Here is a 26,018-nt window from a genome sequence, read left to right as displayed (position 1 = left end):
ATGATTAAGTGTTACTTGAATGCTCTCACATCGCAGGAGCAGGGTCCATCGCGAGATGAGGAATACGGCACGGATTGCGCAGCCGTCTGCGCCGGATGTCGTCTTGGACCGGCGACGCGTCCGAGCGGCGCATCGCCGATCCCATGGGGAGGGTGGTCGAAGGACGTCGCGCAGCGAACTCGCGGGCGTCGTGGAACCGGCCGGTGCGGGTCCGGTGCCGGTGGTCCCGACCGAGTCGCCGCACACGGACCGGGTCCCGGATCCAGACATGCGCCGTACCGAGGCCGATCGCGGGCTCGGTGCCCGGACCCGGCGACGAAGCGAGGCGGCAACGAGTTCAAGCAGCCAGTTCGATCCCGTGGCGTTTCATGACCGCGGTCATCGTCGCCATGTCGGGAGGGCCACCGGCACTGAACACATGCGCGATCTCGCGAAAGTAGTCGGGCCCGATGTTCGCCGGAGAGAACGTCACCAGGGCACGCGCAGGGACATCGCCGGGATTGGAGAAGTGGTGCACGCTGCCCCGCGGCGAGAAGCAATGGTCTCCCGCCTCGAGGATCCTCACCTCGTCGTCCACCCGGTAGGTCAGCGAGCCTTCGAGCATGTAGAGGGTCTCGTCCACGTCGGCGTGGCGATGCGCGGGCGGCACCTTGGCGCGGGGCTGGACGGTCATCCGCGCCATGGTTATGTGCCCGGTGGTGCGCTGACCGTCGATCAGGAACTGCATGGACAGCGAGCCGATGGTGATGGGATCGGGCGTCGTGGCGTTCATCGCGAAACTCCATGGGGTTGTAGGGTAAAGTCACTTTACTTTATGTGCGCTCGACGTGAATCCCCCGAAACGCTGTCCCCGCACTTTCCGGGTGACCCGGATGCCAGCGATCCGCTCGTCGGCGCGCGGCTGCGCCATGCGCTGACCTATGTCGAAGGACGCATCCGCGACGCCATCGGTGCGGCGGGCTACGACGACATCACCGTCGCGCATTTCAAGGTGCTGCGGTTTCCGCCACCCGAGAACGAGCGTCCCATGGACCTGGCACAACGTGCGGGCATGACCAAGCAGGCGATGAACTACCTGCTGGCGCAGCTCGAGGACCTGGGTTATCTGCGGCGCACCGCCGCCGAAGGCCGCGCCTCGCGACGCGTGACCTTGACGGACAAGGGCTGGGCGGTCGCCCGGATACAGCGCGCGACCGTGCGCCGCATCGAGCAGGAGTGGCGGCAGCGGATCGGCACCGAGGCATTCCTCGTCTTCTACGACGTGCTCAAGGCGTTGACTCCCGCTTCTCCGGAGCGGTAGCGGCCCCGGTCTCTTGCTTGAGTGCCCTGCGGCGTGAGCCCCGGGCGCTGGGTCGCCGTGCGCCGGAAGCCGACCTTGCGGCATCGCGGCCGGGCCTTCCCCGCCTACCATTCGCGATACCTCGTGACTTCCTGGCCGATCCCCATCCCCATGGCACCGGCCGGGTTGCCTTTTCCGAATTCAGACCGCCGCATCGCCGACGGTCCTCGAACATGACCGCACCGACTTTCTCCGACCCCTGCCTGCTTCTTTCACTCGCCGAGCGTCCCGGAGCCACCCCGGGTCTCCCACCTGCCGTTCGATTTCCTTGCCTCGATGTGCGTTGCCTGAACTCTGCAGGCCGGTGGGCCATCCACGGACAACCTTCGGCGCCGCTGCTGGTGTGGCATCCGACGCAGGGTGATGCGGCCCGCGCGGCCGCCGGGCGAGCGTCCCGGGCCAGGGGTCGTTCGGTCGAGGTCGTGACGCGCACGGATGCCCGATGGGTGGAAGGACAGGACATCCGGCTCTTCACCGAAGCATCCGAACCGGCGCTGCACGGCTGCGAGGCCCACAGCGCCGGCAAGGCCCGCCGCCTGGGCATCGAGGTCGAAAAGCTCGAAGCATTCAGTCTCGTGGTCCGGGCTGCGGCAGCGGCGACGAGCCAGGAAGCGTATGCCGAGGTCAGCCGGGCCGCTTCGAAGGCCCTGCGCGCGAGGTTCGGTGGCGGCTCGATCGCGTCGACCTGCGCGTGGCTGGCAGGACGTGCAGGTCGGGACGCGTTGGCCAGCCTGATGGCGGGCGAGGTCGAGACGACCGGGCCGCTCTCGGTTCACGAGGTGGTCGCGGCCGTGGAACTGGCACGCGACATCGACGGCATTCAGCAGGCGGGCCAAGGCCACTGAACTTCACGTCGGCCGGGACCGCCGCGCCGCCCGTCAGCGGGCACCGGAACCACGCCGGGCCGGTCGGGCTGCCCGTGGTCGCGACGATCGGCGTCACGACGGCGCCACAGCGGCGTTCGCGGGCGCAGCGCCGGCGGCCGCTCGGTCCAGACCATGCGGGTCGCCCCAGCGGCGTGGGGCGACTCCGAACCCTTCGCACAGGAGCGGTCTCAATGAAGGCCGACATCCGGGTGGACGAGGTCGAGTTCCTGGGCCGCCGCGTGCAGCCTCCTGTCCCGAGTCCACAGCACCGATCCGGGGGTCAACGCCACGGCCGCCAGCAAGTGGACGTCGACATAGCCGATTCCCCTGCCATGGAGGCGATGACGCTCCATGAAGCCGAGCACCTCGTCGTTCTCCGCGACGACGGCGGTGGGCAGGTCGCGCATCAGTTCCAGGATCAAGGGACGGTTGTGCAGACTCCCGCAGGCGACCTCGCCCACCACGAACGGATGCGTCACGACGCGGCCCTGCCCGAGCGCGGTCGCGAGTTGCGCATCGGTCTTGCGAAGGTGGTCGATCCAGACCGACGTGTCGACCAGGATCAAGTCGACGCCTCGTCACGCCGCCGGGGCACCGCTTTCAACTGAGGTTCGGACCCCCCGAGCCGTGCGAGACGCCGCGCGCTCTCCCGCTCGATCAAGGCCTTCAGGCCTTCCCGCACGACGGCCGACCGGTCCAGCGGACCCGTCAGTTTGATGGCTTTGGACAGCAGGTCGTCGTCGATGTTGATCGTGGTTCTCATGCATCAAATGTATCATCATCTGATGGACGATATGGAACCAGCCGGCATGCCGGGCTACCGGATGCGATCGCGCCGAGGGCGCGACCGACGAGCCCGCGACGAATCGAAAATCCGTGGTTCCATCATTCCCACCGGGAGTCGGAGCTCTTGAATCCCATCGACCGGCGCTCCACGCGCCTCCACTTCGACCTCACGACCCTGCAGCTGTTCATCACGACGGCCGAACTCGGCAGCGTGACGCGCGCGGCGGAGAAGATGCACATGGCGACGGCGGCGGCGTCGCGCCGCATCCTGGAGATCGAGGCGCAGTTCGGCCTGCCTTTCTTCGAGCGCCGGCCCCACGGCATGGCGATCACGGATGCCGGGCGCGCCATGCTCGCGCATGCGCGCAGCATCACGCACACCGTGCTGCGCATGCAGGACGACGCGGCGTCGTACCTGGGCGGTGAGCAGGGCCTCGTCCGGCTGGCGGCGCCCAAGAGCGCGGTGATCCAGTTCGTGCCCTCGGACGTCGAGCGCTGCGCGCGTCAGTGCCCCGGCGTGCGCATCGACCTGCAGGAGATGAACAGCCAGATCGTCCAACAGGCCTTGCGCCGGGGCATCGCCGACGTCGGCATCTACGAGGCGAGCCTGGGCAGCATCGAGCTGCCCACCCTGCCCTACCGCAGCGACCGCCTGACGGTGGTCCTGCCGGCGCGCCATGCGCTGGCCGAGCGCGCCACGCTGGCGCTGGGCGACATCCTGTCGTGCGACCTCATCGTCCTGGGCGAAGGCTCGGCCATCTCGCTGATGCTCCAGCGCCTGGCCGACGACGAAGGCCGGCTGCTGCGCATGCGCATGCGGGTCAACGGCTTCGACAGCATGGCGCCGCTGGTCGCCCAGAACCTGGGCATCGGCGTCATGCCCGAGGCCGTCGCGGACATCGTCGCCAGCGGCGAGGGCTTCGTGCGCATCGCCATCGAGGGCGACTGGGCGCAGCGGCAGTTCCTACTGTGCCACCGGCCGGTGGAGACCCTGTCGCAAGCCGCCCGCAGCGTGGTGCGCGTGTTCTCGGATACGAAAAATTCGAATCCTGCATCGCTGATTTAGCGCTGGCCGCCGTGCGCGGGATCGCCAACCATCGGCGCCTTCCCCACAACGAGAGACACGGCATGCAACGCAGACATTTCGCACTCGGACTCGGCGGCGTCCTGTGCGCGCCGGCCCTGTCGCTGGCCCAGCAGGCCGGCGGCGCAGCGGCCAGGATCTCCGGCCCGGTCCGCATCGTCGTGGGCTTCGCGCCGGGCGGCGGCACCGACGTGCTGGCCCGCGTGATCGGGCAGAAGCTCGCGACCCTGTGGGACACGCAGGTCCTCGTCGAGAACAAGCCCGGCGCCACCGGCGTCATCGCGGCCGATCACGTGGCGCGGCAACCGGCCGACGGCACGACCCTGCTGATGGCCCACGTCAACAGCAACGCGATCGCCCCCAGCCTGCTCAAGGACACCGTCAAGTTCGATCCGAACCGGGATTTCAGCGCCATCTCGATGGTCGGCGTGACGCCCAACGTGCTGACCTGCGCCACCACGCAGACGACGCGCACGCTGCCCGACATCGTCGCGCTGTGCCGCCAGAAGCCGGGCCGGATCACCTTCGGCTCCTCGGGCATCGGCTCGGCCCAGCACCTGGCGTTCGAGATGTTCAAGCTCGCGGCGAAGATCGACGCCGTGCACGTGCCCTACAAGGGCTCGGGCGCGCTGATCATCGACCAGCTCGGCGGGCAGATCGATTTCGCCTTCGACACCATGACGGCGGCCACGCCCTTCATCCGGCAGAACAAGGTCATCGGCATCGCGCAGACGCGCCTGAAACGCGCGGGCAGCTACCCCGACCTGCCCACCTTCGCCGACGGTGGCTACCCGCAGGTCGATGCTGCCTCCTGGTATGGCTTGGTCGGCCCGCGCGGCATGGCACCCGAGCTGGTGCAGCGCATGAACGCCGACGTCAACAAGGTGCTGCTGATGCCGGACATCCGCCAGAAGCTCGACGAGTTCGGCGCCGAGGACGCGGGCGGACCGGCGCGCAAGTTCGCCGACTTCATCGCCAGCGAGAACGTGAAGTGGGCCCAGGTCATCAAGGATGCGAACGTGCGCGTCGACTCCTGAGGCACGGATCGACCGACCCCTGCCACGACGAATCCACCGCCCGAACGAACAGACAAGGACCGCTCCAATGACGACCACCCCCACCTCCACCCCCGCTTCCACTGCCGGCCCCGCCGCCGACTCCTCGGGCGAGCCCGGCGTCCGCCCCCTGCCGCTGGCCGGCATGCGCGTGCTCGACATCAGCCAGGTCATGGCCGGCCCCTACGCCTGCATGCTGCTGGCCGACCTGGGCGCCGACGTGATCAAGATCGAGCCGCCCGAGGGAGGCGACCAGACGCGCGGCGCCATGGGCTTCAAGCTCAAGGGCAGCGACAGCATGGGGTTCCTCAACATGAACCGCAACAAGCGCAGCGTCACGCTCGACCTGAAGACCGACGAGGGCCGCGCGGCGCTCCACGCGCTGGTCCTGGAGGCCGACGTGCTGGTGGAGAACTACCGTCCCGGCGTGATGAAGCGCCTGGGCGCCGACTTCGACACCCTCAGCGCACTGAACCCGGCGCTGGTCTACGTCAGCATCTCGGGTTTCGGTCAGTCCGGGCCGTGGTCGCAACGTCCGGGCTTCGACCTGATGGCGCAGGCGATGTCGGGCGTGATGAGCGTGACGGGCTATCCGGGCGGCCCGCCGGTCAAGGCCGGCGTGCCCGTGGCCGACATCGGCTGCGCGCTGTTCGCCGTCTACGGGCTGCTGGCGGCCTACATCGGCGCCAGGAACACGGGCCAGGGCCAGTACATCGACGCCTCGCTGTTCGACTCCGCGCTGGCGTTCTCGGTCTGGGACATCTCGGAGTACTGGGGCACGGGCCGCCAGCCCGAGCCGCTGGGCACCTCCAACCGCATGAGCGCGCCCTACCAGGCGGCCAAGGCGGCCGACGGCTACTTCGTGATGGGCGCGACCAACCAGAAGCTCTGGCAGAAGCTGTGCGGCGTGCTGGGGCGCTCCGACCTGCTGGGCGATGCGCGCTTCGCCAACGTGTCCCAGCGGCTGGCCCACCGCGAAGCACTGATGGAGGCGCTGGAGCGGTCGTTCGCCGAGCGCTCGGCCGAGGCCTGGATCGAAATCCTCCTGGCCGCCGGCATTCCCGCCGGCCCGATCCTCACCTATCCCGAGGCTTTCGAGAGCGAACACGGCCGCCACCGTGCCATGCGCATCGAGATCGACCATCCGGTCGAAGGCAAGGTTCCGAACATCGGCTTCGCGGTGAAGATGATGGGCACGCCGCAGCAGGTGCGTCGGCCGCCGCCGCTGCTGGGCGAGCACACCCGCGAGGTGCTGGAAGAACTGGGCATCGCGCTGCCGGCGACGCGCCCGCCGGTTCCCGAGGCCGAACCGCAACCGGCGGACGCGAAGTGACGCGCAACGTGGCGCAGGGCCGGGTCCGGCTGGAGATCGACGACGGTATCGCCACCCTCGTCTTCGACCGACCCGAAGCGCGCAACGCCATGACCTGGACCATGTACGAGCAACTCGGCGTCCATTGCGATCGGCTGGCCAGGACGCCGGGCATCCGCGTCGGCGTGCTGCGCGGGGCCGGCGGGGAAGCTTTCGTGGCCGGCACCGACATCCACCAGTTCCTGGACTTCGAAGGCGGCGCCGATGGCGTGGCCTACGAGGCGCGCATCGACGCCGGCATCGCGCGCATCGAGCAGCTGCCATTTCCGACCATCGCCGTGGTCGAAGGCTGGGCCGTGGGCGGTGGGCTGGCCATCGCCACGGCCTGCGACTTTCGTGTCGCGACGCCGGGCGCGAAGTTCGGCGTGCCCATCGCCAAGACCTTGGGCAACATGCTGTCGCCTCTGAACATGGCGCGGCTGCGACAGGCCTGGGGTCACCAGAACGTGCGCCGCATGCTGCTGCTGGCGCAGATCCTGGACGCCGACGACGCACTGGCCTGCGGATTCCTGCACGAGATCGCAGCGGCCGATACGCTCCACGAGAGCGTGGGGCAACTGATGCGGCGCCTGCGGGCGCTGGCGCCGGTGACCCAGTCGGCTTCCAAGGAGGCGCTGCGCCGTCTGACGGTCGCGGGCGTGCCGGCAATGGACGACCTGATCGACATCTGCTACGGGAGCGACGACTTCGGGGAAGGGGTGCGTGCCTTCACCGAGCGCCGCGCACCGGTGTGGCGAGGACGTTGAGCCGTCCGCCCAGGCATCGGCGGACGGCAACGCTGGAGTTCTTCGTCGCACCATCGGTCTCCCGATCATGTCGGTCCGCGACGGCTTCCGCGGAACGGCACGAAGACCATCCCACGTCTCTGGGCGTGGAAGTCGGCATCGCTCCGTCTGCACGGTGACCACAGCGCGGTACGGTGCGGTGCGGTGAAAGCTTCGATCCCGGAGAGCCTCCGTGCCTCGTGCACGGTCGATCCGGTGCGATGGACGATGTGCGACTCGATGCACCGGGCGACCCGGACGGGACGGCCTCACTGGGCCGTGTTCGAATCGGCGGCGATCGCCAGCAGCTGGGTATCGGTGGGCTTGTCCCATCCGGCGCCATGGATGGCGCTGGCGTAGAAGCTCACCATCTCGTGACGCACCATCGGATGCGTCCAGCCCTTCCCTAGCAGACGTTGGATCACGGCCGGATGCGCCTTGCGTTCGAGCAGGTGCTCCTGCAGGCTCTGGGTGAGTTCGGTCTGACGATGCGCCGGCATGGCGGCGATCTCGGCGGCCAGGGCTTCGATGCGCTGCGCGAGCCAGCGCTTCTCCCATTGCGCGAGACGTTCACCCGAGGGGACGTGGGAAGGTTCGGCAGCCTTCAACGCCTGTGCCTTGGCCTGTTCCCGGATCTCGACATCGGCTGCCGCGTGCCCCGGCAGAACGCTCTTGAGGTAGCGCAGCGGATCACGCAGGGGTTCCGGGAAAGCGTGGGCCGCACGTTTCTCGACGGCTTGGACGCCGGTGGCCACCGCCCCGTCGCCGAACTCCTCGATCAGCCGCTCGATGCGCGACGAATCGATGCCCAGCTTCTCGGCGCTCGCGAGCACGGCGACATCGACGGGCTCGGAGGAACTTCGCTGTTGTACCGCCAGGAGGCGCTGGGGCTTCTTGCGCACGGTGAACTGGAGATCGGCGACGAAGCGACCGGACTTGTATTCCAGCATTTCGACCTCGATGTCCGCCAGCGCGTTGATCTCGGCCAGGGCGGGCCGCAGGGTGTCGCGTTTGAAGATGCGGTATTCGAGCCTCTGCAGTCGCGCGTCGTCCGGTCGCCCGAGCAGAACCGGGCGCCACCAGCTCCAGGGCTTGCGGGCCGTCTGGCCCACGCCGAGGTAACGCGAGCAGATCTCGTAGAGCGCCACGGACGGATGAGAGCCCAACTGCGAGATCACATCCAGCGAGAGCTTCGCGAAAATCTCCGGATCGAGCAGTTCGTGCCGCATGTTCACGGCATAGGACCATTCGACGAACACCTGACCCCGCTCTTTGGACAACCGCGCATGCGAGAGCATCCCGCAAACGTCCCAGGTCTGCCATTCGCCTGCCGTCGGGGACTGCCACTCGACCAGCGTGGACACCATCGAGCGCAGGTGCGTCTTGATGATCTTCATGTCCCCACTGTTGTAGTCCAGTCCTTTGACGATGTCCGTGAGCGCGGCACGGAATGTTTCCCGCTCCAGTCCCTGGTCCTGCGCGATGTGGAGCAAAACGTTCCAGGTCCGGCGTCCCAACGCAGTGATCTTGCTGTTCTGGGGCACGAGCGCCAGCGAGAAGACAGGTTTCCGGAGGGGTCCCACGGCGCGCGCGGTCAGGGATGGGTCGATGCGGCTTTCGTTGGACATCGACGCACTTTAACGCCCGGCATGCCTCAGGTGAAACGAACTTTCACCTGTCGCGACGCCGGATCCTCTTCATCTTTCACTGTGAAAGCTCCAACTTCCCGTCGCTTTCGATGCGTCGATCAGCTCCCGAGTCGACTGAAAAAGCTCCATTTCGTACAGCCGCCGTGGATCAACACGCTTGGTGAGTCGACTGTAGAAGCTCCATTCGAGCTTGATTTTTCCCCTGCGGGGTTGCTTAGGATGCTTCGATACCCGTTCGGAGCACCCAACTGTATCCACTCCGGCTGTTCACTGCTGATTCGCCATGACGGACCGTGTCCACTCCACATGTCACCGAAAAGTCGCCAGAACTCACTGAAAATTCTCCAGAAGTTGACCTAACTCTATGATATCAAAGGGAATTTCATTCCCTAAAGTATTAAAGGGTTGAAGGGTTAGAAGTTTAAAAATACCAGCGACTGGCGCTTGGAGCTTTTCCAGTCTTTCAGAAGCACAAGTTGGACGAAATCTGAATCGTTTGTCCAGTTCACGTCCAACAAGCACAATCCACCGATCAGTCACCGGAACAGAGCAACATGGAAATACGTCCTCAGATCACATTGAATGGCGTGCATCAGCAAGCCGAAGAAGCAGCAGCCATGCTGTCGAGCATCCGAGCGGCCATGCTGGCCCCCATGGTCCGCAAGGCACCGCCCATCTTCAGTGCCGACCAAGTGGCGACCCTGTGCGAGGCATCGTCCCGGGGTTCATTCGCCCACAAGGTTGCGAGCCGCAAGGACATGCCCTCGGGCACCTTGATTTCCAATGGCCGTAAGCGGGTGTTCGAACTTTCCGAGGCGCGTCGCTGGGTGCAGGAATACCGTAAGGACATGCTCCGACCGGAGGGAGCCGAGGCCATCACCATATCGATAGCCAACTTCAAGGGCGGCACCACGAAGACGACCACAGCCATGACTTTGGCACAAGGTCTCGCCCTGATGGGGCACAAGGTGCTGGTGATCGACACGGATCCCCAGGCTTCCTTGACGACACTGTTCGGCATCCTGCCCGACGTGGAGATCAGTGCCAAAGACACGATCATGTCGCTGGCTGATGGATCGCTTACGACGGTGCGGCCTCTGATCCGTCAGACCTACTGGGATGGTCTGGACTTGGTACCGGCCGCGTCATCGTTGTTCGACGCCGAATTCATGCTGCCGTCGCGACAAGGCAAAGAGGGTCTTTCGGGCTTCGAGTTCTACAAGGTGCTTGACCTGGGCATCGACGACGTCCGCGCCGACTACGACGTCATCATCATCGATAGCCCCCCTGCCCTTTCCTACCTGACCATCAACGCGTTGATGGCGGCCAACGGCATCATCATGCCCTTGCCCCCCGAGACGCTGGATTTTGCTTCGTCGACGCAGTTCTGGTCGCTTTTTTCAGACTTGACCGAAACCATGTTGGAGTCGCGAGGCCAGACGAAGAGTTTCGACTTCATTAACGTGCTGCTCTCGCGCGTTCCGCCCAAGGCCGGACGGGGTGCATCGACGACCGCCGACGCTGTGCGCGAGTGGATTGCCGCAACCTACAAGGAGAAGGTTCTGCCGCTGGAAATACCCAGGACCTCGATCGCGTCACAGAAGTCGTCAGGCTTCGGCACGGTCTACGACAGCGAGGCCTCCGACGCCAAGGACAAGACCTACAAGCGCGCGCGGGACGCCTACGACATGTTCGTGCAGCACATCGAGGTCTCGGTCCGCAACGCCTGGGCCAGGCAACTGCAGACCGGCCTTTGACCATGATCGGCCATGGCCAGTCGGATTGGGGGCGCTAGGCACTTGCGAGACTTGCGGTTTGCGGATTCCTTTGACCGAGGCGGTGATTGTCATCGCGCTGTCGATCAGGATCATTGCCGTCCCATCAGCGCAGCGGTGCTCCTGGGATCGTCTGGCGGCATGAGCCCCTGAACGTCGGATGGATCAATGAAACAGCGTTTTCCTTCTGTTTACACCCCAGTGGACCTCGTCTGGTCCTCAACGGTTACCTGACCATTCCCGCGCATTCTGAACTGTGCTCGATGGGTGTGGGGTTTGCCATGCAACCCGTCGAGGAATCCCCTGGAGAATGAACTGGCTGCATTGTGCGAGGCACACTTGTCGGTTCATCAACCGATCAGGACATTCGTATCGGAAGGGGGGTTGTACGGTGCAACCCCTGCCTTTTCCTATCGTCGGACTGGCGCGCGGCGCCTCGCTGTGGCGACGCTGACATCCCCCTGAAATCCCAGTTCGCCAGCCGTCGAAACGAGTCGCGCTGGGCGGTACCGTTATCACGTCAACTGCAGCCCGTGGAAGGGATGACACCGTCGCGCGGTGGTCATATTGCTCTGCTCCCGATAGGTCAGAACGACCCACGCGACGGCTTTTGCCAAACAGCCTTCGCCGCTCCGATCCCCATGTCGACCCGTGGCGCTGTGAACAGGTCGTCCCGCAGACCGCTGGAAGACCCAGATCGCCCGTGATGGTCATGGGCAATGCAAATCAGCCCCATCTGTCGTTACCGGTGGATTCATGAGGTTCTACCTCAGCCGCATCAATGGCCATTGAGACGCCTCGGATTACTGCCTTGGCATTGGCTTCAAGGCACCAGCTCCACCGTTCCCTCAGTCGGCCGAGCCCAGCGCACTCGCTGGCACTCCCACCGATCCCAATGATCTGATTTGCCTAAGGCATGCAGCGTTGAGCGCTACGAGCCCTCGAAATTTTCAGTTTGAACTCGAATTGACTGCAATGCGATTTCAGTTGCCATTCCGGCAGATGCACAGCTGGCGCATGGGGGACCGCCCCATGCAGATCCACGTCGTCGGATCTCACAGAGCTGCCGATGCAGCCACAACGGCCAGGTTGCAGCCGTGGACATGTGGCACATTCTGCTCGCCGAAAGAGGGGGTTGTACGGTACAACCCCCTGCAGCCGCATCGGCGTGATCGTGTACAGGTACAGATTGATCGGCACATGTGGGGCGACGAGCGATAGGAGACCGACCACGACACTGTGGCTGAACCACGGGGTCGAACGTTGCGCATCCCGGTACCTCGTTGGACTGTTCACTGGTCTCCGTCAGAACCGCCCACGCGACACGGAAAGCCAAGTCTGTTCGAGTGGGATAAGGCAGTTTCAGGGTTATTTTGCCGAGCTTTGGTCCACTTTGGGGGGCGGGAAGGAGCAGTCGGTGGACTACACCGTGTGCGCCGCCTGTGTACCGCCGAGCCCACGGTCATGGCCGTGGCCAAAGGGGTTCTTTCACCCACGGACGACTGCGCATCGTCCGCACGAATCGCCATGATCGCCTGCCTCCGATGGGCACATTGTGGTTCTAGCGAGTCAGGCAGTCCGGAGGCGACCCCGCAACAATTTTGTTTGGCTGCCGTACTCTTTGCATTGAGTGACCGTACTCCAGTGGCGAATTGCTCGGTCGGGCATGGCCTGTGGGTGTCTTTGGCGCCCTTACAGCGGAGGACGAGGGGAGGGGGGTTGTACGGTACAACCCCCTTCAATCCCCATCCCACGCCTTGGGTTTCCGACGGGTGAAAAAACGGCGCGTTGCCGGCATAGACGCTGGATGTTGCGCGAAACTATCGCGATCCATGCTTCGCAGTGGTATTGACGACGACCGAGGTTCGTGGGGTCCACTCGAAAGCAAACCTGACGCATCCGAATTTCCTGAGGACTCACTTCGATGGCAAATAAGAACCTGATCAAGCGCGCCTTCAGCGTGACTGCCAATTTGGCGAATCCGACCGCGGCGGCGGGGTCAGCAGAGGGGAGGACCGAGCTTTCCCCGCCAGAAAAACCTGTTGGAGCCGACCGGTCTCGGCCTGCTCATTCGGAGACACAAATGGTTACCTCTGCCCCGGCACCCCGCACCGGGCCCGGATCGATGCTTGCGTTCATGACCGAACAGTCGGAAGTGCATAAGGAAGTGTTGCAGCTTCGTGAGCGCATCGCGATCTTCGATGGCGCGGAGATTGCCCGTAGACTGGACCCCGCCACGGTCGTGCCTTCGCGCTGGGCGAATCGAGAGTTAGCTCATTTCTCGACGGATTCGTTCGCGCAACTGAAAGCCGAGATTGCGAGCGCAGGGGGCAATGTGCAACCCATCAAGGTGAGGCCGGTCGCATCGGATCCAGGGGCTGCTGAAACTTTCGAGATCGTGTATGGCCATCGTCGCCACCGTGCCTGTCTTGAACTTGGGCTGCCGGTGCTGGCCTTGGTCCAAAACACCATGGCAGACACCGATCTGTTCATCGAGATGGAGCGAGAGAACCGTAGCCGTGCTGATCTCTCTGCTTGGGAGCAGGGGACCATGTACCTGCGTGCGCTCGAACTGGGCTTGTTTCCCTCCGCCAAGCAACTCTCGTCCGCGATCGACCGTGACCTCGGCAACATCGGGCGCGCCATGGCGTTGGCAAAGCTGCCTTCCGAGGTCGTGGCAGCGTTCGGATCGCCGCTCAATCTGCAGTTCCGTTGGGCCACTCCCCTCAAGGATGCGCATCAGCGAGATCCGGAAGGTCTCCTGGAAGCCGCGCGGGCGGTCGCGCAACAAAACCCTCGACCTTCACCAGCGGCAGTCTTCGCGGCGTTGACACGACCGAATTCGGAGGCGAGCCCACGAAGCCGGTCGCCGGTCGAATGGAAAAACGAAGACGGCGCCGTGATTGCGTCGCTGGATCGGGATCGGAAGGGCAGGGCAACGTTGTCCTTTACCGAGTCTCTGAGCGACTCGCAGAGCCGCCGTTTGAAGAAGCTCGTGGACGACTTCCTGGGTGTGAAGGCCTGAGACGGGTGATCGACGGGCTACAACGTTGATCGAGGACGTTGAAGTGGAATCTGCTGATCAATCGGGCATTCCGCTTTGATGCGCTACTCAAGCAATTTTGGCATTCCAAAATGTCGAAGAAACGACAATTTTATGTACTGTTGATTATGTGATTTATCAACAAAAAAGATTGCTTGGAATCGTTTGATCCTGAGATAGAAAAGGTCTGCGATGCAGGCTATCCCGCGGTCTAAGCGTGCTTTGATGGTCGTGTCGAAAGTCTTCCAAGCGTCGCGACGAGGTTCCGTAGTTCAGTACATTCCAATCGAGTTGAGCCATCTAGAGTAAACACTTTCGACTGGCGCGAAACTTTATCAGTGGTGGTGACCGCCGCCCGAGCCGTGATCGGTCCACGGTGCGTTCGTGCTCGTCGGCAATGGTGCGATCGGCACCGCCGGCAGCGTGCCGCTGTACTGCAGCAGCCGGGACTTCAATGACGCGATCTTGTCGACTGGCGCCCGCTGTTTCGCTGAAGGGGCAGGCGACGGTGGGCCCATGGCATTTTCATGAATTGCCGATGCATAGGCATGCAGCCCTGATGCTCATGCGTGTTCGGGCGATGACGCATGGCAAGACGCTGCTGCCTCTCCTCAATCGATCTGATCCGGTCGTTTAGGCCGGCAACTGCACACGTCGTCGGCACAGGCTGCCGGAGAAACTTGCAGCATGTCTGATGAACAAGTCTCCCCAATTGCTCAGCGCGGCGGCGCCGTGCGGATGCCCATGGCGGCCAACCTCGCGCCATTGGCCCCGCAGATGACGCTGTTTAAAGTTCCAGACATGCTTTGCCTCATGGCGGCGTCATCTTGTGAGTTTCCCTGATGCTGGCGGCCCCACAGCGAGGGATGGAAGCCGCTTCCCTTGTCGCCCTGAATGACCTGAGGGTGCTGGACACGGCACCCGAGCCGGAATTCGACGCTGTCGTGCGTGCTGCATCTGCGGTCTGCGGAACGCCCATCTCGCTCATCAGCCTGATCGACGTCGACAGACAGTGGTTCAAGGCGAACGTCGGACTTCCAGGCATCGACCAGTTGCCACGCCATGCGAGCTTTTGCGCCCATGCGGTGCTGAATGAAGATCTCTTCGAAGTGCCGGATACGCTGCTGGACACTCGTTTTGCCGACAACCCCCTCGTGACGGGGCATCCCGACATTCGTTTCTATGCTGGCGCACCGGTCATCCTGAGAAACGGCCTGTGCATCGGGACGCTGTGCGTCATCGACACGGTGCCCCACCGACTTGACGCGGCACAGCAGGAGACGCTGCGTGCCCTGTCGCGCACCGTCGCTCATGCGCTGGAAGGACGACAGGCGATTCGGGATACCCTGAGACTTGCTGCCCAGTTGTCGGAACAGAACGAGTTGCTCCGCGTGACGCTGGAGTCGGTGGCAGACGGCATCGCGACGACCGATGCCGACGGCCGCATCGACTATCTGAATCCCGTTGCGCAGAGATTGACGGGCTGGTCTGCACACGAGGCCAAGGACGTTCACTGCACCGATGTCTTTCGGGTCGCTGCTCGGCCCGTCAAGGGGTTGAGTCACGCCAGCGGTCAGGATGTGCTCCATTCGCGGACCGGGCAAAGCTATGCCATCGAGAAATCCGTGGCACCGATTCGGACGGGCGACGGCGGTGTTTCCGGACACATCTGCGTTTTTCGCGACGTCACCGAGCAGCGCCGTCTTTTCGAGCAGATCGCCCATCGTGCGACCCACGACTCGCTGACGGGATTGTTCAACCGGGAAGAATTCGAGGCGCAGATCCGGCGTGCCTTGCAGGCGGCCCGTGATACCTCCGCCGCGCACGCATTGATGTTCATCGATCTCGACCAATTCAAGCGCGTCAACGATGCTTGCGGACACGCGGCCGGAGATGAGCTGCTCAAGCAGTTCGCCCTGCTGCTCGTGGGTGTGGTCCGGTCTGGCGATTTGGTCGCACGACTGGGTGGCGATGAATTCGCGGTGCTTCTCGAAGACTGCTCCATGGAAAGCGCGGCCAGCCTGGCACAGGAACTCTGCGATCTCATGGACGACTTCCGGTTCACGCACGAGGGCTCGAGATTCAGGGTCGGCACCAGCATCGGCCTGGTGCGCGTCGATTCCCGCTGGCACACGGAGATTGCGGCGTTGCAAGCCGCTGACGCGTCTTGTTTCGCCGCCAAGGAAGCAGGGCGCAACCGAGTTCACCTGTGGCTCGACACGGACATGGCACTTCAGGCACGTCAGAGCGGTCTCAAGTGGGCCACGGAGATTGAACGAGCGCTCGACGAAGACCGGTTCACGCTGTACGCACAGCGGATCGTGCCACTCGGCAGCGCCGCTGGCGGCGCGCACGCGGAGGTCCTCGTCAGGATGATTGCCCGCGATGGCACCTTGATCCAGCCCGGCACCTTTCTGCCCGCCGCCGAACGCTACAACCTGGCATCGAAGATCGATCGCTGGGTGGTGTTGCGAGCCCTGGAGTGGCTCGGCCACCCCACCCATCGGCACGTCGTCGAAACGCTGAGCGTGAACATGTCGGGCCGTTCGTTGGAGGATCCTGCGTTTCACGCCTGGACGTACGCCAAGCTCGATGCCGCGGGGCCCGCGTTGTGTGCGAAGCTGTGCTTCGAGATCACCGAGACCGCCGCAATGGGCAATCTGGCCCAGGCTTCAGCCTTCATTGCCGCCCTGCGTCTGCGCGGTGTGCGCATCGCCTTGGATGATTTCGGCGCCGGCGCATCCTCATTCGGCTACCTCAAAAGGCTGGCAGTGGATTACCTCAAGATCGACGGGCAATTCGTACGCGAATTGCTGACCGATGTGTTGGATGACGCGGCCGTGCGCTGTTTCGTCGACGTGGCGCAGGTCGTGGGCATCAAGACGATCGCCGAATACGTCGACAGTCAGGCGGTTATGCACCGGTTGGCGCAAATGGGGATCGATTTCGCGCAAGGCGATCACATCCGGCGAGCCCTGCCGATCGATGACCTGCTCACGTCCGTCACGGACGCTTGCATCCCGGCGCGCAATCACTAGACTGCATGCAGGAACGTCACCCCACCCAGCCGGCAGTCGACCGAGGCGTGGTGTCGACACCATGCGCAATCCCCCGAACGCCGCTGCCACGAGGTATGCGGTGCTGGCACGAGAACTCGAGCAGCAGATCACCTCCGGCCTGCTGCGTCCCGGGGATCGGCTGCCCTCCGTGCGTCAAGCATGTGCCATGCGAGGTTTGAGCCCGAGCACGGTATTCCAGGCTTATTACCTGCTCGAGTCGCGCGGCCTGATCCATGCGGTACCGCGTTCCGGTTACTTCGTGGCTGCACGCGCCTCCGGTGCGGCAATGGCGGAGCCACCGACCTCGAGCCCGCAGCCTGGATCGCAGGTCGTCGATGTCAACGACCTGGTCTACACCATCCTCGGCACCACGCGGACACGCGATGTCGTGCCTTTCGGGTCCGCTTTCCCAAGCCCGGCTTTGTTCTCTCTCGATCGACTGCGTCGTGCGCTGGTCTCGAGCACCCGGCGACTCGAGCCCTGGGACATGGTCGACGATCTGCCGCCGGGCAACCTGCAACTCAAGCGCGAGATCACCAAGCGCTACGTGCGTCTGGGCATGGCCGTCGCCACCGACGAGATCGTGCTGACCCATGGCGCCATGGAGGCGCTGAACCTCTGCCTGAACGCGGTGGCGAGACCGGGCGACACGGTGGTGGTCGAATCCCCGACCTTCTACGTCGCGCTGCAGGCCTTACAGCGCCTGGGCCTGCGCGCCATCGAAGTGCCGACCCATGTCCGCGAGGGCATCGATCTTGGTCGCCTGGGCCAAGTGATCGAGCTTTACCGGCCGAAGGCCTGCTGGCTGATGACGACTTTCCAGAATCCCCTCGGCAGCCTGATGCCCGACGCGAAGAAGCGCGACCTCGTCGACCTGTTGGCCCGCCATGACCTGCCGCTGATCGAGGACGACGTGTATGCGGAGCTCTACGAAGGCCAGGTGGCGCCGCAGCCGGCCAAGGCCTACGACCGCCGCGGCCTGGTGATGCACTGCTCGTCGTTCTCGAAATGCCTGGCACCGGGCTACCGCGTCGGCTGGGCCGTGCCGGGCCGGCTGGTGCGCGAGGTTGAGCGGTTGAAGCTGATGACGAGCCTGTCGGGGTCGATCCCGGTGCAGGCGGCGCTGGCCGAGTACCTCCAGGAAGGTGGCTACGACCACCACCTGCGTACCCTGCGCCGGGCGCTACAGACGCAGCGCGAGAGTCTGTTCGACGCCGTGATCCGGAATTTTCCGGACGGGACCCGGGTGGCGCGGCCGGCGGGTGGTTATTTCGTCTGGGTCACGTTGCCCGACGCGGTCGACGCGATGGCGCTGCATCGCGCCGCGCTGGCGCAGCGCATCAGCCTGGCCCCCGGGCCGATGTTCTCAGCACGCGCCGAATTCCAGCACCACGTCCGGTTGACCTGTGGCCAGCCCTGGGACGCATCGCTCGAGCGTGCCATACGAACGCTGGCGCGGTTGGTCGGCGATGCGGCGCATGTCGGGACGCCAGTGCAGCCGTCGATCTGATCCGGTCGCGCAGGCCCGGCACTGACCACACCGTCGGCGCAGAGCGCCCAACACACTGCGGGCATGCCCAATATCATGCCGCCATGCCCTACGCACGACGCCACGCCGACGGTGGCGGCGCAGGCCGTCCCCTTCCTCGCGCCGTCCGACTTGGCCATCGCTCGGCATGAAGTCCTCGACCGGCTAGGGCCGTCCATCTTCGCCGGTTTGCTCGACGTCGACGGCGTGCTGCGTTACGCCAATCACGCGGCCCTGCACGCCATCGACAACCTGCCCGAGCAGGTGCTCGGCCGACGCTTCGACACCACGCCCTGGTGGCAGGCATGCGAGCACTCGCAGCGGCGGTTGCGCCAGGCCATGGCGAGCGCGGCGCATGGCGAGGCATCGCGCTTCGATGTCCGCGTGGCCACGCACGGCGGCGCCACCTTGTCGATGGACTTCTCGCTGCTGCCGCTCCGCGGCCCGGACGGGCGCGTCGTCTGGCTGGTCCCGTCTGCACGCGACGTGAGCGATCGGGAGCAGGCACAGCACGATCTGCAGCTCACCCGCCACGCCGTCGAGCAGGCCAACGATGCTCTGCTGCAGGTCGGACCCGACGGCGCCGTTCGCGACGCCAACGCGGCGGCGTGCCGACTGCTGGGCGTGGAGCACGGGCAGCTCTTGCGGCTGCGTGTCGCCGACATCGACACACAGGTCGATGTGACGCTGTGGCCGCAGCGCTGGCGAGCGCTGTGCGAACGTGGCTCCCTGCGTTTCGAGACCAGCGTCCGTCACCAGGAAGGCCATGAGATTCCGGTCGATGTCTCGGTCAGCCTGGTGACCAGCGACGAAGCGTCCTTCGCCCATGTCTGCATCGACGACCTGCGCGAGCGCCGTGCCGCCGAGCGCCGCATCCGACAACTGCTGGCGTTCGATGAACTCACCGGGCTGCCGAACCGCCAGCTGCTCTTCGAGCGCCTGGGCGCGACCTTGCAGACCGGTGCCCAGACCGCGGTGCTGGTGCTGGAACTCGACCGCTTCAAACGCATCAACGACGGCCTCGGCCTCCTGGTCGGTGACGCGGTGCTGCGCGAAGCAGCCCAGCGGATCGTCGCCGCCGTGCGCAACATCGATCTGGTGGCACGTCGCGGCGGCGACGAGTTCGTGGTCGTGATGCCCGCTGGTCTGACGGAGGCGGTGCAGATCGCGCAGGCCCTGCTCGCCGGCATCTCCCGGCCGATGACGGTCGAGGGGCACGAGGTCCATCTCACCTGCAGTATCGGCATCGCCATGGCGCCCGCCGATGGCGACCACCCCGACACCTTGGTGCGTCGCGCCAACGCGGCCTTGCACCAGGCCAAGATGCTGGGCCGCAACCAGATCAGCATCTATGCCGGCGCTTCACACGACGCCGATCCCGAGCGACTGCGGCTGGAAAGCGCACTGCGCCATGCGTTGCGCGACGAGCAGTTCGAACCCCACTATCAGCCGCAGGTCGACCTCCGACGGGGCCGGATCGTCGGCGTCGAGGCCTTGCTGCGCTGGCACCACCCGACGCTGGGCAACATCGCACCGGACCGCTTCATTCCGATCGCCGAGGAGACCGGACTGATCGTCGCCATCGGCGAATGGGTGCTGCGTCGCGCGATGCAGCAGGCCGCGAGTTGGCAGCGGGCCGGATTGCCCCCGTTGCGCATGGCGGTCAACCTGTCGGCGCGTCAGCTGCTGCAGCCGGACCTGGCGCGACGCATCGAGGACCTGCTTGCCGTGACCGGACTCGACCCGCGGCAGTTCGGCGTCGAGGTCACCGAGAGCATGCTGATCGCCAACTTCGAACAGGCGGTGGCACATCTGCGAGCGCTGCGCGCGCTGGGCGTCGAGGTCTCGCTCGACGACTTCGGCACCGGCTATTCCAGCCTGAGCTACCTGCGCCGGCTGCCGGTGGACGTGGTCAAGATCGATCGTTCGCTGGTGCCCGATGTCACCGCGCCGGCCGAGGATGTGTCGATCACGCGCGCCATCATCACGATGGCGCACCAGCTGCAGATGAAGGTACTCGCCGAGGGCGTCGAAAGCGAAGGCCAGGCGGCCCTGCTCGCCGCCAACCGGTGCGACCAGATGCAGGGCTATTGGTTCAGTGCCGCCTTGCCGGCGGCGAAGCTCGAAACGATGTTGCGCGAGGGCCGGCGGATCGACGTGGCGCTGTTCGGGCGACACGCGCGCCAGCGTACCTTTTCCAGATTTCTCGCCAGGCCCTGGGACGTCGAGCCCTGGCGTACCCACCTGCGCGAAGCCTTCGCGCCGAAGGACATGGCCGACCGAGACCGCCAGATCGGCCGGGATCTGCGGACCGTCAGGAAGGAATCGGATGACTCAGACCTGCAGCCGCAGCCGCAGCCGAAGGCCCGGTTCGGACAGAACCGGTACGGGATCGACAACGGCGAAGCAGCGCTGGACATGCTCGAGGCCATGCCGGTGCCCGTTTTCGGCATCGACGAGGACGGTCTGCTGACGTTCATCAATGCACCGGCCCGGGTCCTGTGCGGACTCGACAGCGGCCTTCAGGATGCGCCGGTGCCCGAGCGTCTGCCGCGCACCTTGCGCCAGGCGTTGCACGACGATCTCACGCTGGTCACGCTGGCGAAGCGGCAGTGGTGGGCGACGTGTCGGCCCTTGGAAGGCAACGCGCGGAGTCGCCTGCTCGTGCTGCTGCCGCAGACCGGGGAGTCGATGTGACCGTCCCGGCCTCCGGCGGCGCACGGAGCTGGACGCTGCTCGCCGTCGATGGCGATCCGCACATCCTGGCCGACTTGCAACGTGTGGTCCGCGCGATGGGCTGGCGCATCGTGACGACCGGGCGTGCGGAGGATGGATTGGAGATGCTCGCCACACGCTCCATCGATGCCGTGCTGTCCGGTCTGCGCATTCCGGAGGGGGAGGGTCTGGACCTGCTCGAGCGGGTGAGTCGAGGGTGGCCTGGCACCGCGCGCGTGTTGCTGACCGGTCAGCCCGATCCGGCCCTGCTGATCGACGCGATCAACCATGGCCGGCTGCATGGCTGCATCGTCAAACCCTGGAAAGACGACGAACTGATGTCGGTGCTTCGCCGGATCGCCCAGCGCCAGCAACTCGGAGCCGCTGGACACGCCGTCGAAACGCGCGGCGCGGCGATGGTCGACGCCTGCGCAGGTTGGGTCTCGATCACGTCGCTCACGCAGCACGCGCCGACGTTGTGCCTGCGCACGTCCGACCTGCGCATCGGCCAGACGCTGGCACAGGATTTTGTGTCACCCGAAGGTGCATTGCTGCTGTCGGCCGGCCACCGGCTGAGCGAGGACCTCATCCACCGCATCCAGGGCTTTGAACGCAAACATCACTTGTCGCTGACGTTGGTCGTGCGGACGGCCCCGGAGGATTGACGATGAAAAATGGCGGGTGCCAGGCGATGGGGATCGACGCTCCCGCACGCCGTCGATCACGTCGACCGATTGCGGCGCCTACTCCCGTTCGATCGTCTGCGAGAGCAGGAATTCGCATCGATCCAGTGTCCGAAGTCGAGCAGCACCGCTGATTCGACGTCAACGAATCGAAGAAGCCTGCCGATCCATGCCTGCCATCCATCAACCTGTCGCCCTCGCCGGTCTCGTACTCCACTCACCGATGGCCGAACTCATTGGAAGTCTCGACTGGCGTCGTACCAGCCTTGGCCCGATGGAGGAATGGCCCGAGCATCTGATGACGCCCGTGGGCCTCATGCTGCACGCAAAGTTTCCGATCGCGATCCTGTGGGGTCCTGAGGGCGTGCTGCTCTACAACGACGCCTATGCAAAGGTGGCTGGTTCGCGTCACCCGGCCATCCTGGGCCTGCCGGTACGCGAGGCGTGGCCGGAAGCCGTGGACTTCAATGGCGACATGCTGCGCCGTGTCTTGGCCGGTGAGGCGTTGAGCTACGAGGACATGGCGTTCGAACTCGAACATCACGGGGTTGCGACCGCCTTCTGGATGACCCTCCACTACTCGGCGTTGCCGGGAGCCGACGGCAGACCAGCGGGCGTGCTGGCACTGGTTCAGGACACCACGGACACCGTGCGGGCCAAGGACCGCCTGGGCACCGAGCGCGAACGGTTCGCGAGGCTGTTCGACCAGTCGCCGAGTTTCATGGCGATGCTCGAAGGATCCGAGCACCGCATTGAACTGGCCAATCCGAACTTTCTGAAGCTGGTGGGACATCGCTGCGTGCTGGGCCGCACGGTGGCCGATGCATTGCACGATGCCCGGGACCAGGGCTATGTGGACCTGCTCGACCAGGTCTACACGACCGGCATGCCCTTCGCGGCCAACGGATCACGTTATGCCGTGCAGACGACGTCGGGTGGCCCGGTCAGCGAGCGCTATGTGGACTTCGTCTTCCAGCCGATCCGGGATGCAGCGGGCGACGTCTCGGGAATCTTTGCCGAGGGCTTCGACGTCACCGACCGCTTGGCGGCCGAGCGGCTCAGGGTGGCGCTGGCCGACTTCACGGTCGCACTCAACGCCCTGGACTCGGTGACCGACATCAGCCATGCGGCAGCGACCCTCCTGGGCGAGAGCCTGTACGTCAGCCGCGCGGGATTCGGCACCATCGATGCCGTCACCAAGGTTTTCACCGTGGAGCGTGACTGGATCCGGCCCGGTATGACGACGCTTGCGGGCGAATCGAGGATGCACGGTCACACCGGCTTTTGCGACGCCATGAAGCGCGGAGACTTCATCCAGGTCGACGACGCGCGCAGCGATCCGCGCACCTCCGGCGTCAGTCGGGCGGAATTCATCACGCACAGCGCGTTGGCTTTTGTGAACGTGCCCATCCTTGAGCACGGCCGGCTGGTGGCGATCCTGTTCGTCCACGACGCCCAGCCGCGTGCATGGTCGACGATCGAGCTCGATTTCCTCCGGGAAGTCGGCAACCGGACCTGGACCGCGGTGGAGCGGGCACGCGGCCGGGTCGCGTTGATCGAGAGCGAGCGGCGGCTGCGTGAAGCCAACGGATCGCTCGAGACCCGCATCGCGCAGCGCACGGCGGAGCTGATGGAAGTCGAGGCGCGGCTGCGCCAGTCGCAGAAGATGGAGGCCATAGGTCAGCTCACGGGCGGCATCGCGCATGACTTCAATAACCTGCTGGGCAGCATGAGCGCCAGCCTGCAGGTGTTGGACAAGCGGGTGGCGGCGGGCAAGCTCGATGGCCTCGGGCGCTACACCGGCATGGCGCAAGACGCGTTGCGCCGCGCCGCGCAGCTTACGCAGCGGCTGTTGGCCTTTTCCAGGCGCCAGACGCTGGACCCCCGGCCGGTTGACGTGAAACAGCTGATAGGCGGACTCGAGGATCTGATCCGACGCACGGTCGGCCCCTCGGTGACGTTGGAAGTGATCGGTGCGGCGTTGCCGTGGCCGATTCGGGTCGATGCCGTCCAGTTGGAGAGCACGCTGCTGAACATGGCGATCAATGCCCGGGATGCGATGGCACCGGACGGGGGCCGGCTCACCCTCACCACCACCAACGAATGGCTGGACGAGCGTGACGCAGTCCGCATTGACATGGCGCCCGGCCCCTGTGTCCTGATTCAGGTAAGCGACACCGGCGCCGGCATGACGCCTGAAGTCGCGGAGCGGGTGTTCGAGCCATTCTTCACCACCAAGCCGATGGGGCAGGGGACCGGCCTGGGCCTGTCGATGGTCTATGGCTTCGTGCGGCAGTCCGGAGGGCAGATCCGCATCGACACGCAACCCGGCCAGGGTACGCACATGTGCCTGTACTTTCCAAGGTTCACCGGCGAGATGGTGGCGCCCATCGCTCCAGCGCACGATGCCGAGGAGGAAGTCGGCCGTGGCCAAGGTCGCACCGTCCTGTTGATCGAAGACGAGACGACGATCCGGCACATCATCCAGGAGCAACTCGAAGATGCCGGCTACGAGGTGCTGGCCGCCGGGGACGGGCTCTCGGGCTTGCGGACATTCGAAACACGCGCGCACATCGACTTGCTGCTGACCGACGTCGGCCTGCCCGGCGGACTCAACGGCCGGCAGGTGGCCGATGCGGCGCGCGTGAAGCGGCCTGGACTGAAAGTGCTCTTCATCACCGGCTATGTGGAGAGCGCCGCCGTCGGCAACGGACTGCTCGAGCCGGGCATGGAAGTCATCACCAAGCCGTTCGATGTCGCGGCATTGGTGGAAAAGGTCGGCACCATGCTCAAAGTGCAAACCTAAGTTTTCAAGCTTTTCGTGGAAATCTCGAAGGTCCACGGACAGGCCATTGAGGCGCGAGCAGGGCATTGCATGGGCCTGGCTCCAGCGCCTTTATCGTTGGCCTTGCAGCAGGAAGGTCCAATGTGCGGGTCTGGCCCATCACGGCGCTGGACGGGGCCGGCATCCCGTGGCGTCAGGCATGCTGCCGCGACGGTCGAGCGACGTTTGACACCTCAGTGCGTGATGGCCTGGAAGTGGGCGTGTTCAAGGCCCGGGGCATTTCGGGCCGACTGCGCATCTTGGGACTGGCCGATGGATTCCCGCTGCTGCCACGTGCCGAGGTCTGGATCGCCAAGGCCGATGGCGCTGCTCCTCACGCAACGCGGTTGCTGCACGATTTCCTGGTGATGAAGATCCGATCGCGTGCGACGACCAGAGCAGAAACCGACATGAAAGTGCCTTGATGTGAATCAAGGACGTCTCGCAGCGCTGAAGGTAGGCGGATGCATCGCGGTCGAATCATCTTGAAGGGGCAGGGGGCTCCAGGGGTCAAACCGTAGATGGACCGCGATCATCGCGACGCTTTTTGCTCCTCGGCGATGTCCAGGAATCGACGCAACGCAGGGTTCCGGCTCTGCCCGTGGTGGGCCAGCGCGATGCCGATCACGGCCGTGGGCGGCAGGTCCGCGATCGGCCGGAAGACGGCGCCCGAGGAGCGCTGGTAGGCGGTGTTGGCCGCCGGCACCAGCGCCATGCCCAGTCCGCTCGCAACCAGACCCAGCACCGTCTGCACCTGCACGGCCTCCTGGGTGACGCGGGGCGCCACGCCCGCGCTCTGCAGCACCAGGCTGACGGCGGCGTGCAATCCGCCCACCGGTGACGGCGCGTAGGCGATGAAGGGCTGATCCTCGAGCTGGGCCAGCCGGATCGACGGCTTGCGCGCCAGCACATGCCCTTTGGGCAGTGCCAGGCAGAAGTGATCCTCCTCGACCTGCTGGAAACGCAGGTCGGGTGGCCGGCTGGTGGGCAGACGCACCATCCCCAGATCCAGTTCGCCAGCTTCCACGCGCGAGAGCAATTCCAGGTTCGTGCCCTCACTCAGACTGAGATGGACCGCCGGACAGCGCTGGCTGAACGCCTGCACCAAGCGCGGCAGCAGCCGTACCGTGACCGAGCCGCTGAAGCCGATGCGCAGGCGCCCCGCGTCGCCGGCTTCGGCCTGCAGCGCGGCCGCCTGGATCTGCGAGGCCGCCTCCAGGCTGCGCCGGGCCGTAGCCAGCGCCGCTTCGCCTGCCGCCGTGAGGCGCACGCCGCGCGATCCGCGCACGAACAGCGGCATGCCGATCTCCTCTTCCAGCTTGCGGATGGCGACCGACAGCGGCGGCTGCGCCATGTGCAGGCGCTGTGCCGCGATGCTGAAGCTGCCTTCCTCGGCCAGCACCACGAACTGGCGCAACTGACGCAATTCCATCCATACACCCCGTATATAGAAGAGTCCACCAAAAGTATTGGATC

The 26,018-nt window shown here is 65.2% G+C and carries 20 protein-coding genes; 15 read left to right on the top strand and 5 right to left on the bottom strand.

The genetic code is table 11. The annotated features are described in order from the left end of the window. Positions 1-337 precede the first annotated feature (337 nt). Positions 338-772: a cupin domain-containing protein gene (locus ABID77_RS16145; RefSeq protein WP_429597963.1), complete on the bottom strand. Its 435-nt coding sequence runs from the start codon at positions 770-772 to the stop codon at positions 338-340. A gap of 42 nt (positions 773-814) precedes the next feature. Between ABID77_RS16145 and ABID77_RS16140 the strand changes: the two genes are divergently transcribed. Beyond that, positions 815-1,300, top strand: coding sequence for a MarR family winged helix-turn-helix transcriptional regulator (locus ABID77_RS16140; protein ID WP_429597961.1), 486 nt, complete (start codon positions 815-817; stop codon positions 1,298-1,300). A 485-nt stretch (positions 1,301-1,785) separates the two neighbouring features. After that, on the top strand, positions 1,786-2,184 hold the full coding sequence (locus ABID77_RS16135) for a hypothetical protein (RefSeq protein ID WP_429597959.1): 399 nt from the start codon (positions 1,786-1,788) through the stop codon (positions 2,182-2,184). Between the two features lie 209 nt (positions 2,185-2,393). Here ABID77_RS16135 and ABID77_RS16130 read toward each other — a convergent pair whose 3' ends face one another. Beyond that, entirely contained in the window at positions 2,394-2,771 is a 378-nt protein-coding gene (locus tag ABID77_RS16130; protein WP_429597957.1) for a type II toxin-antitoxin system VapC family toxin, read from the bottom strand. Then, positions 2,768-2,968: a type II toxin-antitoxin system VapB family antitoxin gene (locus tag ABID77_RS16125; protein WP_429597955.1), complete on the bottom strand. Its 201-nt coding sequence runs from the start codon at positions 2,966-2,968 to the stop codon at positions 2,768-2,770. The genes ABID77_RS16130 and ABID77_RS16125 overlap by 4 nt, the downstream gene beginning before the upstream one ends. Before the next feature lie 147 nt (positions 2,969-3,115). Between ABID77_RS16125 and ABID77_RS16120 the strand changes: the two genes are divergently transcribed. The 4 genes from ABID77_RS16120 (at position 3,116) to ABID77_RS16105 (ending at position 7,248) form a co-directional block, all read left to right on the top strand. Beyond that, the gene (locus ABID77_RS16120) at positions 3,116-4,057 is read left to right on the top strand and encodes a LysR family transcriptional regulator (protein ID WP_429597953.1); all 942 of its coding nucleotides are present in this window, start codon (positions 3,116-3,118) and stop codon (positions 4,055-4,057) included. 62 nt (positions 4,058-4,119) lie between these two features. Next, positions 4,120-5,112 (top strand): tripartite tricarboxylate transporter substrate binding protein, encoded by a 993-nt coding sequence (locus ABID77_RS16115; RefSeq protein ID WP_429597951.1) that lies wholly within the window; start codon positions 4,120-4,122, stop codon positions 5,110-5,112. A gap of 163 nt (positions 5,113-5,275) precedes the next feature. Continuing rightward, positions 5,276-6,463 carry a CaiB/BaiF CoA transferase family protein gene (locus ABID77_RS16110; protein ID WP_429598295.1) on the top strand — a complete coding sequence of 396 codons (1,188 nt, stop codon included), beginning with the start codon at positions 5,276-5,278 and terminating at the stop codon, positions 6,461-6,463. Then, positions 6,460-7,248, top strand: a complete 789-nt coding sequence (locus ABID77_RS16105) for an enoyl-CoA hydratase/isomerase family protein (protein ID WP_429597949.1) — start codon at positions 6,460-6,462, stop codon at positions 7,246-7,248. Before ABID77_RS16110 ends, ABID77_RS16105 begins: the two co-directional genes overlap by 4 nt. A 287-nt stretch (positions 7,249-7,535) precedes the next feature. On the opposite strand, the gene ABID77_RS16100 is transcribed toward ABID77_RS16105, so the two are convergent. Continuing rightward, positions 7,536-8,894: a replication initiation protein gene (locus ABID77_RS16100; RefSeq protein WP_429597947.1), complete on the bottom strand. Its 1,359-nt coding sequence runs from the start codon at positions 8,892-8,894 to the stop codon at positions 7,536-7,538. A gap of 575 nt (positions 8,895-9,469) precedes the next feature. Here ABID77_RS16100 and ABID77_RS16095 point away from each other — a divergent pair. The 9 genes from ABID77_RS16095 (at position 9,470) to ABID77_RS16055 (ending at position 24,967) form a co-directional block, all read left to right on the top strand. Next, positions 9,470-10,672, top strand: a complete 1,203-nt coding sequence (locus ABID77_RS16095) for an AAA family ATPase (protein WP_429597945.1) — start codon at positions 9,470-9,472, stop codon at positions 10,670-10,672. A gap of 2,155 nt (positions 10,673-12,827) precedes the next feature. Beyond that, entirely contained in the window at positions 12,828-13,715 is an 888-nt protein-coding gene (locus ABID77_RS16090) for a ParB/RepB/Spo0J family partition protein (RefSeq protein WP_429597943.1), read from the top strand. Between the two features lie 705 nt (positions 13,716-14,420). After that, positions 14,421-14,576, top strand: coding sequence for a hypothetical protein (locus tag ABID77_RS16085; protein ID WP_429597941.1), 156 nt, complete (start codon positions 14,421-14,423; stop codon positions 14,574-14,576). Positions 14,577-14,599: 23 nt separating this feature from the next. Continuing rightward, entirely contained in the window at positions 14,600-16,771 is a 2,172-nt protein-coding gene (locus tag ABID77_RS16080) for an EAL domain-containing protein (RefSeq protein ID WP_429597939.1), read from the top strand. A gap of 61 nt (positions 16,772-16,832) precedes the next feature. Continuing rightward, positions 16,833-18,302, top strand: coding sequence for a PLP-dependent aminotransferase family protein (locus tag ABID77_RS16075; RefSeq protein ID WP_429597937.1), 1,470 nt, complete (start codon positions 16,833-16,835; stop codon positions 18,300-18,302). 63 nt (positions 18,303-18,365) lie between these two features. Next, on the top strand, positions 18,366-21,017 hold the full coding sequence (locus ABID77_RS16070; RefSeq protein ID WP_429597935.1) for an EAL domain-containing protein: 2,652 nt from the start codon (positions 18,366-18,368) through the stop codon (positions 21,015-21,017). After that, positions 21,014-21,700: a response regulator gene (locus ABID77_RS16065; protein WP_429597933.1), complete on the top strand. Its 687-nt coding sequence runs from the start codon at positions 21,014-21,016 to the stop codon at positions 21,698-21,700. Before ABID77_RS16070 ends, ABID77_RS16065 begins: the two co-directional genes overlap by 4 nt. 241 nt (positions 21,701-21,941) lie before the next feature. Beyond that, entirely contained in the window at positions 21,942-24,524 is a 2,583-nt protein-coding gene (locus ABID77_RS16060; protein WP_429597931.1) for an ATP-binding protein, read from the top strand. 122 nt (positions 24,525-24,646) lie between these two features. Further along, positions 24,647-24,967 carry a hypothetical protein gene (locus tag ABID77_RS16055; RefSeq protein ID WP_429597929.1) on the top strand — a complete coding sequence of 107 codons (321 nt, stop codon included), beginning with the start codon at positions 24,647-24,649 and terminating at the stop codon, positions 24,965-24,967. A 107-nt stretch (positions 24,968-25,074) separates the two neighbouring features. On the opposite strand, the gene ABID77_RS16050 is transcribed toward ABID77_RS16055, so the two are convergent. Then, positions 25,075-25,974, bottom strand: a complete 900-nt coding sequence (locus ABID77_RS16050) for a LysR family transcriptional regulator (protein ID WP_429597927.1) — start codon at positions 25,972-25,974, stop codon at positions 25,075-25,077. Between the last annotated feature and the right edge of the window lie 44 nt (positions 25,975-26,018).

It is taken from the genome of Variovorax sp. PvP013, assembly GCF_050435945.1.
Classification (GTDB): Bacteria; Pseudomonadota; Gammaproteobacteria; order Burkholderiales; family Burkholderiaceae_C; genus Variovorax.
The sequence above is the reverse complement of the archived record's forward strand: the minus strand, read 5'-3'. Positions and strand labels throughout refer to the sequence as shown.